The sequence below is a fragment of the Pseudomonas sp. G2-4 genome (assembly GCF_030064125.1).
GTDB lineage: Bacteria > Pseudomonadota > Gammaproteobacteria > Pseudomonadales > Pseudomonadaceae > Aquipseudomonas.
Genome location: NZ_CP125957.1, coordinates 3,109,570 through 3,125,437 on the forward strand (window position 1 = coordinate 3,109,570; position 15,868 = coordinate 3,125,437).

Sequence of the window (15,868 nt, forward strand, 5' to 3'; positions counted from 1 at the left end):
CCCTAAAAAATCTGCAACACACCGATAATCAAGGGGGCGCGCAAAGGGGGCCGCTTCGCAGCCCAGCGGGAGCAAGCTCCCTCGCCACGGGGATGTGTGCAATGCCACACATGTACCAAGGAACTAGAAAACTCAACACTGCGGGCAATTGTTGCCAGCGGCCCTGGGGCCAAGAATCTGCGACAGACCGGGAAAATTTCCCGGGTATAACAATAACCGCAGAGGTAGCCGTTATGAGTCATCCCGCACGTCGCCAACCGTTCGCCGTGAGCCTGCTGCTCAGTGCCATGCTGCTGTCCGGTTCGGCCCTGGCCGCTGTGACCGATCAGGAAATTCTCCAGGACCCGAAGAACCCCGAGCAGATCGTGACCAACGGCCTGGGTGTCCAAGGCCAGCGCTATAGCCCGCTTGCCACGCTCAATACGGATAACGTCAAGGACCTGCGGCCTGTCTGGGCGTTTTCCTTCGGTGGTGAAAAGCAGCGCGGCCAGCAGGCCCAGCCAATGATCAAGGACGGGGTGATGTACCTCACCGGCTCCTATTCGCGGGTGTTTGCCGTGGATGCACGTACCGGCAAGAAACTGTGGCAGTACGACGCGCGCCTGCCCGATGACATCCGTCCTTGCTGCGACGTGATCAACCGTGGCGTGGCGCTGTATGGCGACCTGGTGTTCTTCGGCACCCTCGACGCCAAGCTGGTCGCGCTGAACAAGGACACTGGCAAGGTGGTTTGGAGCAAGAAGGTCGCCGACCACAAGGAAGGCTACTCGATCAGCGCCGCGCCACTGGTGATCAACGGCAAGCTGATCACCGGTGTGGCCGGTGGTGAGTTCGGTGTAGTGGGCCAGATCAGCGCCTATGACCCGAAGAACGGTGAACTGCTGTGGACCCGCCCGACCGTGGAAGGCCACATGGGCTACGTCTACAAGGACGGCAAGGCCGTCGAAAACGGCATCTCCGGCGGTGAGGCGGGCAAGACCTGGCCGGGCGACCTCTGGAAAACCGGCGGTGCCGCACCTTGGCTGGGCGGTTACTACGACCCGGAAACCAACCTGCTGCTGTTCGGCACCGGCAACCCGGCGCCGTGGAACTCCCACCTGCGTCCTGGCGACAACCTCTATTCCTCATCGCGTCTGGCCTTGAACCCGGACGACGGCACCATCAAATGGCACTTCCAGAGCACGCCTCATGACGGCTGGGACTATGACGGTGTCAACGAGCTGATCTCGTTCAACTACAAGGAAGGCGGCAAGGAAATCAAGGCGGCAGCGACCGCCGACCGTAACGGCTTCTTCTACGTGCTCGATCGCACCAATGGCAAGTTCATCCGTGGTTTCCCATTTGTCGACAAGATCACCTGGGCCACTGGCCTGGACAAGGACGGCCGGCCGATCTACAACGAGGCCAGCCGTCCAGGCGCGCCCGGCAGCGAAGCCAAGGGCAGTTCGGTATTCGTAGCGCCGGCCTTCCTCGGCGCAAAAAACTGGATGCCCATGGCTTATAGCCAAGACACCGGGTTGTTCTACGTGCCGTCCAATGAATGGGGCATGGACATCTGGAACGAAGGCATCGCCTACAAGAAAGGCGCGGCGTTCCTCGGGGCCGGTTTCACCATCAAGCCACTGAACGAAGATTACATCGGCGTGCTGCGGGCCATCGATCCGAAGACCGGCAAGGAAGTCTGGCGCCACAAGAACTACGCGCCACTGTGGGGCGGGGTGCTGACCACCAAGGGCAACCTGGTGTTCACCGGCACGCCTGAAGGTTTCCTGCAGGCCTTCAACGCCAAGACCGGGGAAAAGGTTTGGGAATTCCAGACCGGTTCCGGCGTGCTCGGTTCGCCCATCACCTGGGAAATGGACGGCGAGCAATACGTCTCCGTGGTCTCTGGCTGGGGCGGCGCGGTGCCGCTGTGGGGCGGTGAGGTGGCCAAGCGCGTGAAGGACTTCAACCAGGGCGGGATGCTCTGGACCTTCAAGTTGCCGAAAGATCTGGTGGCCAAGCACTGAAGTCTGTCTTGAACTGTGGCGAGGGAGCTTGCTCCCGCTCGGCTGCGAAGCAGTCGCCAACCCGGCGGTCCTGGTTTCGTCCAGCACCCGAGGCATGGGAGTGCTTCGCACTCCAGCGGGAGCAAGCTCCCTCGCCACAACAGCAGGTGCGGCAGACTTGAGCTGGCGCTTCTTACCCGAAAATCTACGACCAAATAACGAGAGCCCCCCTGCCAACGACTCATTCGTCCGCCGGGCGGGGCTCTCTACCATCGGTCTATCGCCTGTCCCGCGACAGGCATCGACCAGGCAGAGGCCCATCATGATCTATGCACAACCCGGAACCCCAGGCGCCGTCGTTTCCTTCAAGCCGCGCTATGGCAATTTCATCGGCGGCGAATTCGTCGCGCCGGTCAATGGCGAGTACTTCACCAATACGTCCCCGGTCAACGGCGAAGTCATTGCAGAATTCCCGCGCTCCGGCGCCGCCGACATCGACAAGGCCCTGGATGCCGCCCATGCCGCTGCCGATGCCTGGGGCAAGACCTCGGTGCAGGACCGTTCCCTGGCGCTGTTGAAGATCGCCGACCGCATCGAACAGCACCTGGAAGTCCTCGCCGTCGCTGAAACCTGGGACAACGGCAAGGCCGTACGCGAAACCCTCAATGCCGACGTGCCGCTGGCCGCCGATCATTTCCGGTATTTCGCCGGTTGCATCCGCGCCCAAGAGGGCGGGGCCGCCGAGATCAATGAACTGACTGCGGCCTATCACTTCCACGAGCCGCTGGGCGTGGTCGGGCAGATTATCCCGTGGAACTTCCCGCTGCTGATGGCCGCCTGGAAACTCGCCCCGGCCCTGGCCGCCGGTAACTGCATCGTGCTCAAGCCGGCGGAGCAGACGCCGCTGTCGATCACCGTGTTCATGGAGCTGATCGCCGACTTGCTGCCGGCCGGTGTGTTGAACATCGTTCATGGTTTCGGTCGCGAAGCCGGTGAAGCCCTGGCCACCAGCAAGCGCATCGCCAAGATCGCCTTCACCGGTTCCACCCCGATCGGCTCGCACATCATGAAATGCGCCGCCGAGAACATCATCCCGTCCACCGTGGAACTGGGCGGCAAATCGCCGAACATCTTCTTCGAAGACATCATGCAGGCCGAACCGGCGTTTATTGAAAAAGCCGCCGAAGGCCTGGTGCTGGCGTTCTTCAACCAGGGCGAAGTGTGCACCTGCCCATCCCGGGCGCTGGTGCAGGAGTCGATCTATGTGCCGTTCATGGCCGAGGTCATGAAGAAAATCGCCAAGATCAAGCGCGGCAACCCGTTGGACACCGACACCATGGTCGGCGCCCAGGCTTCCCAGCAGCAGTACGACAAGATTCTTTCGTATCTGGAGATCGCCCGGGAAGAGGGCGCCGAATTGCTGACCGGCGGCGCGGCCGAGCACCTGGAAGGGGATCTGTCGAGCGGCTATTACATCCAGCCGACCCTGCTCAAGGGTCACAACAAGATGCGCGTGTTCCAGGAAGAAATCTTCGGGCCGGTGGTGGGCGTCACCACCTTCAAGGACGAAGCCGAAGCCCTGGCCATTGCCAACGACACTGAGTTCGGCCTCGGCGCCGGTCTGTGGACCCGTGACATCAACCGCGCCTACCGCATGGGCCGGGCGATCAAGGCCGGTCGCGTGTGGACCAACTGCTACCACCTGTACCCGGCCCACGCCGCGTTCGGGGGCTACAAGAAATCCGGTGTCGGCCGTGAAACCCACAAAATGATGCTCGATCATTACCAGCAGACCAAGAACCTGCTGGTGAGCTACGACATCAATCCGTTGGGGTTCTTCTAAGCCTCGAAACATCGATTGAGTGAACACTGTGGCGAGGGAGCTTGCTCCCGCTGGGCCGCGAAGCGGCCCTCTTTGAACCATCTCATCTCTTGTGTGTGGATGATAGGGGGGGCTGCTGCGCAGCCCAGCGGGAGCAAGCTCCCTCGCCACAGGTGCTCGCTCTCCAGTAGTACCAACGCACCCCACCCACCGCTTCGAAAGTAGCATTCGAGCCTTGGGCGGGGCATGCATTAATGACCTTGCCGGAATCGCCCGGTACAAGAAGAGGAAAGACCCATGTGGACTAAACCCGCGTTTACTGACCTGCGTATTGGCTTTGAAGTGACAATGTACTTCGCCAACCGATGAGTGCTAGCCCGGCCTGAGGCATTCAGGCCGGGCTACCCATTGGTCTGATTGCAATCACGGTAGGATGCTTTAGGCTCAGGGTATCCCAAGACAATAAGAACAGGCTTACCGATGAGCCACGCACCTGAAAAGATGAGTCTTAGTCCACTGCGCAAGTTTGTTTCCCCCGAAATCATGTTCGGTGCCGGTTGCCGGCACAATGTCGGCAATTACGCCAAGACGTTTGGCGCGCGCAAGGTGCTGATCGTCACCGATCCCGGCGTGATCGCTGCCGGATGGGTGGCCGATGTCGAGGCCAGCCTCCAGGCCCAGGCCATCGATTACTGTATCTACAGTGCCGTCTCGCCCAATCCCCGGGTCGAAGAAGTGATGCTCGGTGCCGAGGTGTACCGGGAAAACCATTGCGACGTCATCGTTGCGGTCGGCGGCGGCAGCCCCATGGACTGCGGCAAGGGCATCGGCATCGTCGTCGCCCATGGTCGCAACATCCTCGAGTTCGAGGGCGTCGACATGCTGTACATGCCCAGCCCACCGCTGATCCTGATTCCCACCACGGCTGGCACCTCGGCCGATGTGTCGCAGTTCGTGATCATCTCCAACCAGCAAGAACGCATGAAGTTTTCCATCGTCAGCAAGGCGGCGGTGCCGGACGTATCGCTGATCGACCCGGAAACCACCCTGAGCATGGACCCGTTCCTGTCGGCCTGTACCGGCATCGATGCGCTGGTGCATGCCATCGAGGCGTTCGTGTCCACCGGCCACGGCCCGTTGACCGACCCCCATGCGCTGGAGGCCATGCGCCTGATCAACGGCAACTTGGTGCAGATGATTGCCAATCCGGCGGACGTCGCCCTGCGGGAAAAAATCATGCTCGGCAGCATGCAGGCCGGGCTGGCGTTCTCCAACGCGATCCTCGGTGCAGTGCACGCGATGTCCCACAGCCTGGGTGGGTTCCTGGATTTGCCCCACGGCTTGTGCAACGCGGTGTTGGTGGAGCACGTGGTGGCCTTCAACTACAACTCGGCCCCTGAACGTTTCAAGGTGATCGCCGAGACGCTGGGCATCGACTGCCGTGGGCTCAACCACCGGCAGATTCGCACGCGCCTGGTGGAACACCTGATCGCCCTCAAGCACACCATCGGTTTCCACGAAACCCTGGGCTTGCACGGGGTGAGCACCTCGGATATTCCGTTCCTGTCGCAACATGCGATGCATGACCCGTGCATCCTCACCAACCCTCGGGAGTCGAGCCAGCGGGATGTCGAGGTCGTTTATGGCGAAGCCCTCTGACGAGCAGCAAAAAGCCTTGGAGGGGTTACTGGGACTGGGCAATCACTCGACGCGCAAGAGCCACTATCCCGAGCTGGCGGCGCGCCTCGATGAGCTGGAGCAGGCCCGGCAACACCTGCAACAACTCAACGAACAATTGGAACAACGGGTGGCCGAGCGCACCGACGCGCTACTGGAGGCCAACCACAACCTGCAGCAACAGATCGCCCAGCGAGAGTTGGTCGAGCAGCAGTTGCGCGATGCCCGGGACGTCGCCCAGGCCGCCAATCGCAGCAAGGACAAGTACCTGGCGGCCGCCAGCCATGACCTGTTGCAGCCGCTCAACGCCGCACGCCTGCTGATCTCCACCTTGCGCGAGCGTTCGCTGCCAACCTCCGAGCAGGTGCTGGTGGAGCGCACCCACCAGGCCCTCGAAGGCGCGGAAGATTTGCTCACCGACCTGCTGGACATTTCCCGGCTGGACCAGGCAGCGGTCAAGCCCGACCTCGCGCCGTATCGGCTGGACGAGTTGCTGGCGCCATTGGTGTCGGAATTCCAATCGGTGGCCGGCGCTGCAGGGTTGGAGCTGCGGACGCATTTTGGCGACGAAGCGATCATGACCGACCTGCGGCTGATGACCCGCATTCTGCGCAACCTGCTCAGCAATGCCTGCCGCTACACCGCCCAGGGCGGCATTCTCCTGGCCGCCCGGCGCCGGGGAGGGCAGTTGAGCCTGGAAGTCTGGGACACCGGCCGGGGCATTGCCGCCGACTGCCTGGAGTCGATATTCCTGGAATTTAACCAATTGGACGTCGGCCGGGCGGCGGATCGCAAAGGCGTCGGCCTGGGTCTGGCAATCGTCGAGCGCATCGCCCATATCCTCGGCTATCGGGTCCAGGTGCGTTCCCGACCGGGGCGCGGCTCGGTGTTCAGCATTCAGGTGCCGCTGTCAGCCGAAAGACCGCCGCCCCTCTCTCAGATACCCGTACAAGCAGTTGCCGGCAACCCGCTACCGGGCCGTCGCCTGCTGGTGATCGACAACGAACTGAGCATTTTGCAAAGCATGGCCGCGCTGCTGGGGCAGTGGGGCTGCGACGTGCTGACTGCCACCGACGAGGCGGGCGCCTTTGACGTGCTGCAAGGTCGCGCGCCGGAACTGATCCTGGCGGATTTTCACCTGGATCATGGCGTGGTGGGGTGCGAGGTGGTCAAGCACCTGCGCGAGCATTTTCACCAAGCGATCCCGGCGGTGATCATCACCGCCGACCGCAGCGACCAGTGCCGCCGCGCCTTGCGCAAATTGGGTGCGCCGCTGCTGAATAAACCGCTCAAGCCCGGCAAGTTGCGGGCGGTGTTAAGCCAGATGCTTGGGTAGCGATCCCTCGTCAGAGGGATTATCTTTCGCTGCATGGCTTGAGGGTCGGGCCGGTCAAGCGCTATCAAAAAGCCACTTATTGGCCGTGTTTTTTACCCTGAATGAAAAAAGACGCTTCGATCTGTTTATTTCCTTATGTAAACTCCCCCCGCTGCGACAATCGGGCACGGCCTCGCCAGGCCCGATGGTAACCGTTTTGCAGTGTCCCTCACCCAGCTGAAGCCAAGACCTACAAGAAGTCAGCGCCGGAGAGACATAAATGTGAGGCTGATAATGACTCGGCCCTGTAGGTCCATCCTCCAGTCCTTCCCGATACTAACCTGCTGGCATTGCCGGTCATGGCGTGGTCTATCATTGATCAGGACAGGTGGGTGGAATGGCGTTCTATCCTAGGGATACACACATGTTGAAGAAAACACACACGGCGCTGCTGGGCCTGGCGATGGCGATGGGTCTTGCGACCACGCACGCCGCCGAGGCAAAAAAAGTGGATGTCTTGCTCATTGGTGGGGGCATCATGAGCTCGACACTCGGCGTCTGGCTCAATGAGCTGGAGCCGGGCTGGACCATGGAAATGGTCGAGCGCCTGGACGGTGTTGCCGAAGAGAGCTCCAACGGCTGGAACAATGCCGGTACCGGTCACTCCGCGCTGGCCGAGCTGAACTACACGCCGGAAGACAAGAACGGCAAGGTCGATATCTCCAAGGCCATCGAAATCAACGAAGCCTTCCAGATCTCCCGTCAGTTCTGGTCTTGGCAGGTCAAGAACGGCGTGCTGAAGAACCCGCGATCGTTCATCAACTCCACGCCGCACATGAGTTTCCTGTGGGGCGATGAGAACATCGCGTTCCTGAAGAAGCGCTACGAAGCCCTCCAGGCCAGCCCGTTGTTCGCCGGCATGCAGTACTCCGAAGATCGCGAGCAGATCAGCAAGTGGGTTCCACTGATGATGCAAGGGCGTGACCCGAGCCAGAAGGTCGCGGCCACCTGGAGTCCCCTGGGCACCGACGTGAATTTCGGTGAAATCACCCGCCAGTTCGCGGCTTATCTGCAAACCAAGCCGAACTTCTCCCTCAAGCTGTCCAGCGAAGTGGAAGACATCACTCGCAACGAAGACGGCACCTGGCGCGTTTCCTACAAGAACCTGAAAGACGGTACCGAAACCGAGACCGACGCCAAGTTCGTGTTCATCGGCGCCGGCGGCGGTGCCTTGCACTTGCTGCAAGAAGCCGACATTCCTGAAGCCCATGAGTACGCAGGCTTCCCGGTGGGCGGTTCGTTCCTGGTCACCGAAAACCCGACTGTCGCCCAGTTGCACCTGGCGAAGGCGTACGGCAAGGCTTCGGTCGGCGCACCGCCGATGTCCGTGCCGCACCTGGACACCCGCGTACTGGACGGCAAGCGTGTGATCCTGTTTGGCCCATTTGCCACGTTCTCTACCAAGTTCCTGAAGAACGGCTCGTACTTCGACCTGCTGACCAGCACCACGACCCACAACGTGTGGCCGATGACCAAGGTCGGTATCGAGCAGTACCCCCTGGTGGAATACTTGGCTGGCCAGCTGATGCAATCGGACGAGGACCGCTTCAACGCCCTGAAGGAGTACTTCCCGGAAGCGAAGCAGGAAGACTGGCGCCTGTGGCAGGCCGGCCAGCGCGTGCAGATCATCAAGCGTGACGAAGAGAAGGGCGGCGTCCTGAAGCTCGGCACCGAAGTGGTCGCTTCCCAGGACGGCAGCATCGCCGCGCTTCTGGGTGCCTCGCCAGGCGCCTCGACCGCCGCGCCGATCATGCTGACCGTGCTTGAGAAGGTCTTCAAGGACAAGGTTGCCAGTCCGGCCTGGCAGGAAAAACTGCACCAGATCGTGCCGAGCTACGGCACCAAGCTCAACGATAGCCCTGAGCGTGTTGCCCAGGAGTGGGCGTACACCAGCGAAGTCCTGCAACTGGCCCCGCCACCGGCTATCGGCAAGCCAGGCACCCCCGTGGCCCCGGCCAAACCGGCCGCCGCGCGCGAAGCTGATCCGGCGACTGACATGGCGCTTTAAACCGGACGCTGTCTGGTGATGGACAAGAACGCGGCTCAATGAGCGTGTTCAGTTAAGAAAAGACGGCGCTGCTTCCGAGATGGAAGGCGCCGTTTTTTTTGGCGGGTTTGGTGTGTATATCCGTTTTTTCGGTAACGGCTGCTGGCGGTTCCGCCCTTACGGCGTCTTACTTTTGAGAAGCGCAAAAGTAAGCAAAACGCTTTAGCCCCACCACTTGGTGCCGAGCCTAGGCGAGGCACCGAGTGGTGGGGCAAAGCGCTTTTGGTTACTTTTTGGGGCTCTCTCTTCCAAAAGTGACCCGCCGTCAGGGCGGAACCGCCAGCAGCCGTTACCGCAAAAACGGATATACACACAAATATGAGGATTCTTGGGGCAGTTGTATTGATAAGAAAAGCGTACCAGTCAACCTCAATGCTCGATCTGTCCCGCTTGCCAAGTCCCCCCGCAACCCTGCCGAAACCGCTGATCAAAATCCTCCGCCAACCGCGCCAGCGTAATCCCGCCAAGACGCTTGAGCAGCAACGCCTGGGCCTCATCGAACGCATCCGTCAGCGCCGCATTCACCGCTTGCTCCACCAGACACTGAGGATGATCACTGGACAGGCCAATGGCGAAAATCGACGTGCCACCCAGCGCCTGGTGGATGTCGAGCAAGGTCATTTCCGACAACGGTTTACTCAGAGTCCAGCCACCGCGATGGCCTTTTTCCGACGTGACATACCCGCGTTCCTTGAGCAAGGCCATGGTCCGGCGTACTACCACCGGGTTGGTCCCCAGCATTTGCGCAAGAGTATCGGAGGTGGCGGATTGCTGGTGACGGTCCATATGGATCAGCACATGAAGCATGCGAGACAGGCGGGTGTCGGTTCTCATGATCGTTGCGGTATTCCGTGACAGAGGCGAGAGTGAGTATCGCGTGTAATTGCAAAAGTTACGAGATCGTTGACAGGTGCTTTTCAAGGAACTTACGATGTGTCGAGACTTTCGATTCCTTCGAACCACCCTTGGAGAACGATCATGCGCTACGACGTCATCATCGCAGGCGGCAGCTACGCCGGTATGTCCGCGGCTTTGCAACTGGTGCGGGCCCGGCGCAAGGTGCTGGTTATCGACGCGGGGCAGCGTCGCAATCGGTTCGCTGCCACCTCCCATGGGTTCCTCGGCCAGGACGGCCGGGCTCCCGGTGACATCGCCGAGGACGCGCGCCGCCAGCTAATGGCCTATCCGACAGTGGAATGGGTGCCAGACACCGCGATCAGCGCCAGCAAGACAGCGGACGGTTTCACCCTGGCAACCGGCGGCGGGCAACGCTTCGCCGCCCGGCGCCTGCTGTTGGCCACCGGCGTGATCGATGAGCTGCCTGAAGTGGAAGGGTTGGCACAGCGCTGGGGCAAGAGCGTGTTTCATTGTCCGTATTGCCATGGATATGAGTTGGAACAAGGGCCAATTGGCGTGTTGGCGACCTCGGAAATGTCCCTGCACCATGCGCTGATGCTTCCGGACTGGGGACCGACGACGTTCTTCACCCATGGCGTGTTCGAGCCTGACCCTGAGCAGCGCGCCAGCCTGAAACGACGCGGGGTAACGATTGTGCCCGAGCGCGTTGAACGCATCGAAGGCGACCGTGCCAACGTCGTGTTGGCCAATGGCCGGGTGGTGGCCGTCGATGGCCTGTTTGTCCTGACCCGCACCCGTGTAGCCAGCCCATTGGCCGCGTCCTTGGGCTGTGAGTTCGAAGAGGGGCCAATGGGGGCCTTCATCCAGAGCGACATGACTCGGGAAACCAGCGTGCCAGGGGTGTTTGCCTGTGGCGACGCGGCCATGCCCTTCGGCTCGGTCGCGTTGTCGGTAGGGGATGGGGTGAGGGCGGGCTCAGGTGTGCACCGCTCCCTGATCTTTACCGCGCACTGACAGCACAGCGGGCGGCCATTCCCCTTAGACTTGAACCGCCCCGGTCGCCACGGCGAAGGCAAGCATTACCAGACTGACGCCCCAGGCCCAGAAGAAGGTATACGCCATGTGTTTGCGCAGCTCCACACCACTGAGCGCGAGTGCCAGGTACACGCTGGGCACGACCGGACTGATGGAAAAACCGGTGTTTTCCCCGATCAACATGGCCCGGGCCACCGCTTCGAGAGGGACGCCAGCAGCGGCGGCCACGTCCTTGATCACAGGCAACAGGGCGAAGTAGTAGGCGTCCGGCGAGAAGATCATGCCCAGGGGGACACCGAAGAAACCGACGATCACGTGCAGGTATTGGGCGGAACCGGCGGGGAGGATGTCGATCAGCGCCAGGGCCATGCCATCGGACATTTTCGCCCCGGACAGCACGCCCAGCAGCACGGCGGCGGCCATCATCACCAGCACCATTTGCAGCGCGTCGGATGCGTGAGCCTTGAGACGCTCGGCCTGGGCGTCCAGGGACGGGAAGTTCAACGGCAGGGCGATGCCCAGCCCGACCATGAAACAAGCGTATAGCGGGAAAATACCGGTAAACAGGCAGGCCAGGATTGCGCCAGTCAAGGCCACGTTAAGCCAATAGCGCAGGCTTCGGGGCGAGAGGCTGAACTCGCGGGCTTCAGTGGACAGGCTTTCCAGGTCGACGCTGGCGGCCGCCCCCAATGACATCGGCTGGCGACGCTGGGCCCGCGAGCCCAACACCGTCGCCACCAGCAGCATGCAGACCAGGCCCACCATCTGCACGGGCAGCAAGCCCAGCCACAGCTCGGTGGCATCGAGCCCCGACACGGCGGCGGCACGGGCCGTGGTGCCACCCCAAGGCACCATATTGATGACGCCGGCCGTGGTGCCCACCAGGCACAACAGCATCGCCGGGTTCATGTTCAGGCGTTTGTACAAGGGCAGCAGCGCCGGAATGGTCAGCAAGAACGTGGCGGCACCGACCCCGTCCAGGTGCACCACCGAGGTCACCAGCACCGTGACCAGGGCCACCGCCAGGGGCTTGCCGCCGGTGCTGCGGATCAGCAGGTTGACCAGCGGATCGAATAACCCTCGATCGCGCATGATGCCGAAAAACAGAATGGCAAACAGAAACAGCGCCGCAGTCGGGGCCACGGTGATCAGCCCGGCCTTGATGAACTCGCCGATTTGTCCGGGATTGAAACCGGCCAGCAGGCAAACGGCGACGGGCAGGGTGGTGAACGCCACCACGGGGCTGATCCTGCGTAGCAATATCAGCCCGATGATGGCCAGCATCATCAGGAAACCCAGAGTTGTAATCATGTAGCGGCCTCTCTTTTTATTGTTGTCGATGGTTCAGTGACGGCGTGTCGATCAGCCCTGCGGCCCTGGCAGGCGCAGGGCCAGGAGTAGATAACTCAGGCTCTTGCCATGGCGATCAAGACCGCAACTGAGGTTTACGCCGCCCTCCAGGGCGTCTTCGAGCACGAAATTCAGTGCGTTCAGGTTCGGCAGTTCGTAGCGGTGCACCCTGGAAGGCCGCCGCGTGGCAAATTGTTCGGCGACACGCTCGCTGGTCAATTCGCGCAGCAACCACGGGAAATGCGCAGGGTCATGGGGAAAGACCGCGACGCTGAGGATGTTGCCTTTGTCTCCGGCGCGGGCGTGGGCGAAGTCGGCGAGGGTGACGAAGTTCATCAGTACCACTCCAGGGTCGTATGGATTTCGCTGCGCGGCAGCAGGAAACTGCGCGTGGTGACAGCTTCGCTGAGATGTCGGCGAACCCCTCCACCGCCGGCCGGCCCGTTGGTGTAGAGCGATTCCACCTCGGCCAGCAGGGTTTCGAGCAACGACCGGTCGGTGTGGGTCAGCCCCACTCGCACGCGTACATCTTCGAGCTCGGGTGCCTCGGCCAGCCGTTGTTGCAGGTAGCGACCAGCATGGTCATTGAACAGGCTGGCGATACCCGACAAATCGATCCAGGGCTCTACCCCCGGCGCCAACCGGTCGAAGCGTTGCAGCAGAATTTCCCGGGCCAGGGTCGCTCGGGCCACGGCGCCGGGGCCGGCATAGGAAATCTCCGCCTCGCCGAACCAAAGGCCGCGCACCCCGGCCAAACCCTTGAGTGTGTCGGGGCGCGGATGGCCAAGCAGACCGCTGATTTCGACACGGTTCTCACCCAGGTCCTGGACACGGGCCTGGCCCAGATCCAGGACCACATCCGGGGTCAGGTAACCCCGTGGATCGTGAACCTCGTAGAGCAGTTGTTCCTTGACTGTCTGCTCGCTGACCCGTCCACCGCAGTGGCGGGTCTTGCCAATGATCAAGCGGCCGTTCTGGTGAACTTCGGCAATCGGGCAACCGAGGTTGGCCGGGTCCGGGATTTCTTTCATGCCGGGGTGGGCAAAATAGCCGCCGGTGACCTGGGTGCAGCACTCCAGCAAATGCCCGGCGGCAGTGGCGACGGCCATCTTCTGCCAATCGTCGGCGGCCCAGCCCAACCCGTGGCGAATCGCGCCCACCGCCAACGACGGGTCGGCGACCCGACCACAGAGCACGATACCGGCGCCTTCGGCCAGCGCCGTCGCGATGCCATAGGCCCCGGTGTAAACGTTGACCGATACGGGCGTCTGCCCGATAGGCTCCAACGATAGCCACCGATCGTAACGGGCCGGGGTTTCCTCCAGCAGGTCATCGCCCAGCACACAGGCAATTTTCAAGGCCGGATAGCGTCCGGCCAGGATTTCACGCAGCCGTTGCGCCGCAGCCCTGGGGTTGGCTGCACCGCCGTTGGTAATGATCGGGATGCCGGCTTCGATGCACACGTCCAGCATCGGTTCGAGGAAGTCGAACAGGCGAGAGGAATAGCCGGCCTGGGGATCCAGCCCTTTGCGCAACTGCGCCTCGGCCAGCGTCCGTTCGGCCAGCAGCTCCAGCATGATGTAGCGCTGGCCGGTCCGCTGCGCCAGGTCCTGGGCCAGGCGCAACGCGGCGTCCGGGCGGTCATTGGCGAAACCGGCGCCGCACCCGACGAGAATTGTCTTGGTCATGTCCATTTCCACGGTTGGGATGACCCATAGTGGCTGCCCTGGATTGTTCTGTGAATTTTAAAGGTAGAATCAATTGATCCATTTTCTTTATAGGTGCGGCCATGAACGTTTCTTTCAGACAGCTTCGCGCCTTCATCCTGATCGCCGAGACTTCAAGCTTCACCCGCACCGCGGAACAGCTTCACCTGTCGCAACCAGCCCTGAGCTACAGCATCCGTAAGCTGGAAGAGACCATGGGGCTGCAGTTGCTGGCGCGCAACACCCGCAGTGTCGAGCTGACGCTAGCCGGCGAACACTTCCTGCCCCAGGCCAGGCGCATGCTCAGGGATATGGACGATGCCATACGCGATGCTCGCGATACCCTCAGCCTGAGCCGTGGCACCCTCCGCCTGGGGGCGTTGCCCACCGCTGCCGCTTCGTTCTTGCCCGTGGTCATTGCCTCGTTCCAGCACGAACACCCGGGGGTACGGGTGAGCGTGCTGGACGGCCGTGCCGGGGAGATCATGGGCTGGGTGCAGCGCGGCGAGGTGGATGCGGGCATTACTTCGTTGCCGGACGATCTGTCCGGGTTGAGCTTTGTGCGTTTGCTGGATGACAACCTGGTGTTGCTAGCGCATAAGGACCATCAGCGCGACAGCCTGGATGACTGGAAGCGACAGCCCTACATCGCCCTGACCCCCGACACCAGCATCCGGCCCCTGGCGGATGCAGCATTGCGCTACCTGAACGTCGATCCGGAGCCGGCCTGGGAGGTGGCCCACATGAGCACGGCCACCGCCCTGGTGCGTGAAGGATTGGGTTTTTCCCTGCTGCCGGCCAGTTGCACGGCGGTGTTCAACATTGGTGAGCAATGTTCGGTGATTGCCATCGACCAGCCCGGCAAGCGTTCGATCGGTCTGTTGCAACGCAAGCCCGTGGCCCAGTCACCCTCGTTGAGCCAATTCATGCAGCATATGCGGCAAACGCTGCGGCAGGACAACCGTCAGTAGCCGGTATTGATGTGGGTGGATGCAATCCCTCTATTGGGTACCAAACATAGCCGTCCAATAAATCCCCGCATCGCTTTTAGGGTCCATTGCATACCCGGCGCCCAATTCGCGGAACTGCGGGTTCATCAGGTTGGCGCAATGCCCGGGGCTGGCCAGCCAGCCATCCACCACCTTAAGGGCCGTGTCTTGCCCGGCGGCAATGTTCTCGCCGATCAACTGGCCGAGATAGCCGGCCAGTTCGGCGCGGTCACCCGGCATGCGGCCGTCGCGGTCCTTGTGGTCGAAGAAATTGTTGTTGGCCATGGCCCGGGTGTGCGTGACCGCCGCCAGGGCCAGGGTACCGTTCCAGGCCAATGGCGTTGTGGCCGTGAACGTTTCGGTGCCGCAGCGGCGTGGCTGCGAGCGGGCGCTGTTGATCAGCTTCAGCAGTTTCTGGCCTTCGGCTTGCCAGTCCCCGAGGCGCGCCGACAGCAGTGGACGCGCGAGCACGATGCGCCATTCGCGATCGAGTCGACTGACGCCGATGTCGACGAACTGCGGGTCCAGCACAACCTGACAGAAACTTTCCTGTACGGCTTTCATCGCGGCTTGTGCATCGCGCGGCCCGGACAGGCTGATGGCCTGCACATTGACCATCGGATAGGCCGTGCGCGCCAGCGCCTGCTGCAGGTCGCCGATGCCATTGGCCGACAGGATCAGCCGCGAATCCATCGCCAGCGGCGGCAACTCCAGGGAGGCCTGGCCCGCGCAGCTTTGGGACTGGCTACGGTAAAGGTTGATGGACTCGACCAGCTGCGTCTCTTCGGTGGCCGCGGCGCCGACGGCAAACGCCAGGCCCAGCGTCAGTACGGCAAGCCGCATGGCGGATGAAATGGCACGCATGTAAATCTCCCTTGAGCGGACGGCGCCTATGATGCGCAATTTTTGCCCCGCTGGGGCAACGGTATTCACGCTCTCTTGAAATCCCTTGGAACGGCACCGCTGGGTACCGTTCGGGACAATCCTCAAGTAGTGGGATCAATTTTCAAGCAAATAAGTC

Annotated in this window: 13 protein-coding genes; 8 read left to right on the forward strand and 5 right to left on the reverse strand. The window is 61.9% G+C overall.

Annotated features, from left to right (window positions below; all coding sequences use genetic code 11):
• Nucleotides 1-233 precede the first annotated feature (233 nt).
• From QNH97_RS13340 to mqo, 6 genes are all read left to right on the forward strand, one after another.
• Nucleotides 234-2,009 (forward strand): PQQ-dependent methanol/ethanol family dehydrogenase, encoded by a 1,776-nt coding sequence (locus QNH97_RS13340; protein ID WP_283557254.1) that lies wholly within the window; start codon nt 234-236, stop codon nt 2,007-2,009.
• Nucleotides 2,010-2,310: 301 nt separating this feature from the next.
• The gene (exaC, locus tag QNH97_RS13345; protein WP_283557255.1) at nt 2,311-3,831 is read left to right on the forward strand and encodes an acetaldehyde dehydrogenase ExaC; all 1,521 of its coding nucleotides are present in this window, start codon (nt 2,311-2,313) and stop codon (nt 3,829-3,831) included.
• 276 nt (nt 3,832-4,107) lie between these two features.
• Nucleotides 4,108-4,179 (forward strand): pyrroloquinoline quinone precursor peptide PqqA, encoded by a 72-nt coding sequence (pqqA, locus tag QNH97_RS13350; protein ID WP_003253598.1) that lies wholly within the window; start codon nt 4,108-4,110, stop codon nt 4,177-4,179.
• Nucleotides 4,180-4,311: 132 nt separating this feature from the next.
• On the forward strand, nt 4,312-5,469 hold the full coding sequence (ercA, locus tag QNH97_RS13355) for an alcohol dehydrogenase-like regulatory protein ErcA (protein WP_283557478.1): 1,158 nt from the start codon (nt 4,312-4,314) through the stop codon (nt 5,467-5,469).
• Nucleotides 5,453-6,823, forward strand: a complete 1,371-nt coding sequence (locus QNH97_RS13360) for a hybrid sensor histidine kinase/response regulator (protein ID WP_283557256.1) — start codon at nt 5,453-5,455, stop codon at nt 6,821-6,823. The genes ercA and QNH97_RS13360 overlap by 17 nt, the downstream gene beginning before the upstream one ends.
• A gap of 403 nt (nt 6,824-7,226) precedes the next feature.
• A complete protein-coding gene (gene mqo, locus QNH97_RS13365) occupies nt 7,227-8,870 on the forward strand; it encodes a malate dehydrogenase (quinone) (RefSeq protein ID WP_283557257.1) in 1,644 nt (547 codons plus the stop codon).
• A gap of 408 nt (nt 8,871-9,278) precedes the next feature.
• Here the strand turns inward: mqo and QNH97_RS13370 are convergent, their stop codons facing one another.
• Nucleotides 9,279-9,743, reverse strand: coding sequence for an Rrf2 family transcriptional regulator (locus QNH97_RS13370; RefSeq protein WP_283557258.1), 465 nt, complete (start codon nt 9,741-9,743; stop codon nt 9,279-9,281).
• Nucleotides 9,744-9,887: 144 nt separating this feature from the next.
• Between QNH97_RS13370 and QNH97_RS13375 the strand changes: the two genes are divergently transcribed.
• Complete coding sequence (locus QNH97_RS13375) at nt 9,888-10,781, forward strand: NAD(P)/FAD-dependent oxidoreductase (RefSeq protein ID WP_283557259.1); 894 nt, start codon at nt 9,888-9,890, stop codon at nt 10,779-10,781.
• Nucleotides 10,782-10,805: 24 nt separating this feature from the next.
• Here the strand turns inward: QNH97_RS13375 and QNH97_RS13380 are convergent, their stop codons facing one another.
• From QNH97_RS13380 to QNH97_RS13390, 3 genes are read right to left on the reverse strand one after another with little or no spacing between them, the layout of a single operon-like run.
• Nucleotides 10,806-12,113, reverse strand: coding sequence for a CitMHS family transporter (locus QNH97_RS13380; RefSeq protein ID WP_283557260.1), 1,308 nt, complete (start codon nt 12,111-12,113; stop codon nt 10,806-10,808).
• 51 nt (nt 12,114-12,164) lie between these two features.
• Nucleotides 12,165-12,488, reverse strand: coding sequence for an AtuA-related protein (locus QNH97_RS13385; RefSeq protein WP_283557261.1), 324 nt, complete (start codon nt 12,486-12,488; stop codon nt 12,165-12,167).
• On the reverse strand, nt 12,488-13,840 hold the full coding sequence (locus tag QNH97_RS13390) for an acyclic terpene utilization AtuA family protein (RefSeq protein WP_283557262.1): 1,353 nt from the start codon (nt 13,838-13,840) through the stop codon (nt 12,488-12,490). The genes QNH97_RS13385 and QNH97_RS13390 overlap by 1 nt, the downstream gene beginning before the upstream one ends.
• Nucleotides 13,841-13,941: 101 nt before the next feature.
• Here QNH97_RS13390 and QNH97_RS13395 point away from each other — a divergent pair, with 101 nt between their 5' ends.
• On the forward strand, nt 13,942-14,829 hold the full coding sequence (locus tag QNH97_RS13395) for a LysR family transcriptional regulator (protein WP_283557263.1): 888 nt from the start codon (nt 13,942-13,944) through the stop codon (nt 14,827-14,829).
• 30 nt (nt 14,830-14,859) lie between these two features.
• On the opposite strand, the gene QNH97_RS13400 is transcribed toward QNH97_RS13395, so the two are convergent.
• Nucleotides 14,860-15,711, reverse strand: coding sequence for a CAP domain-containing protein (locus tag QNH97_RS13400; protein ID WP_283557264.1), 852 nt, complete (start codon nt 15,709-15,711; stop codon nt 14,860-14,862).
• Nucleotides 15,712-15,868 lie beyond the last annotated feature (157 nt).

What these genes read in the sequence shown, in the direction of transcription:
- QNH97_RS13390 (WP_283557262.1), bottom strand. Translation starts at nt 13,840, where the DNA reads ATGACCAAGACAATTCTCGTCGGGTGCGGCGCCGGTTTCGCCAATGAC.
- QNH97_RS13360 (WP_283557256.1), top strand. Translation starts at nt 5,453, where the DNA reads ATGGCGAAGCCCTCTGACGAGCAGCAAAAAGCCTTGGAGGGGTTACTG.
- QNH97_RS13340 (WP_283557254.1), top strand. Translation starts at nt 234, where the DNA reads ATGAGTCATCCCGCACGTCGCCAACCGTTCGCCGTGAGCCTGCTGCTC.
- QNH97_RS13370 (WP_283557258.1), bottom strand. Translation starts at nt 9,743, where the DNA reads ATGAGAACCGACACCCGCCTGTCTCGCATGCTTCATGTGCTGATCCAT.
- ercA (WP_283557478.1), top strand. Translation starts at nt 4,312, where the DNA reads ATGAGTCTTAGTCCACTGCGCAAGTTTGTTTCCCCCGAAATCATGTTC.
- mqo (WP_283557257.1), top strand. Translation starts at nt 7,227, where the DNA reads ATGTTGAAGAAAACACACACGGCGCTGCTGGGCCTGGCGATGGCGATG.
- QNH97_RS13395 (WP_283557263.1), top strand. Translation starts at nt 13,942, where the DNA reads ATGAACGTTTCTTTCAGACAGCTTCGCGCCTTCATCCTGATCGCCGAG.
- exaC (WP_283557255.1), top strand. Translation starts at nt 2,311, where the DNA reads ATGATCTATGCACAACCCGGAACCCCAGGCGCCGTCGTTTCCTTCAAG.
- QNH97_RS13375 (WP_283557259.1), top strand. Translation starts at nt 9,888, where the DNA reads ATGCGCTACGACGTCATCATCGCAGGCGGCAGCTACGCCGGTATGTCC.
- QNH97_RS13385 (WP_283557261.1), bottom strand. Translation starts at nt 12,488, where the DNA reads ATGAACTTCGTCACCCTCGCCGACTTCGCCCACGCCCGCGCCGGAGAC.
- QNH97_RS13400 (WP_283557264.1), bottom strand. Translation starts at nt 15,711, where the DNA reads ATGCGTGCCATTTCATCCGCCATGCGGCTTGCCGTACTGACGCTGGGC.
- QNH97_RS13380 (WP_283557260.1), bottom strand. Translation starts at nt 12,113, where the DNA reads ATGATTACAACTCTGGGTTTCCTGATGATGCTGGCCATCATCGGGCTG.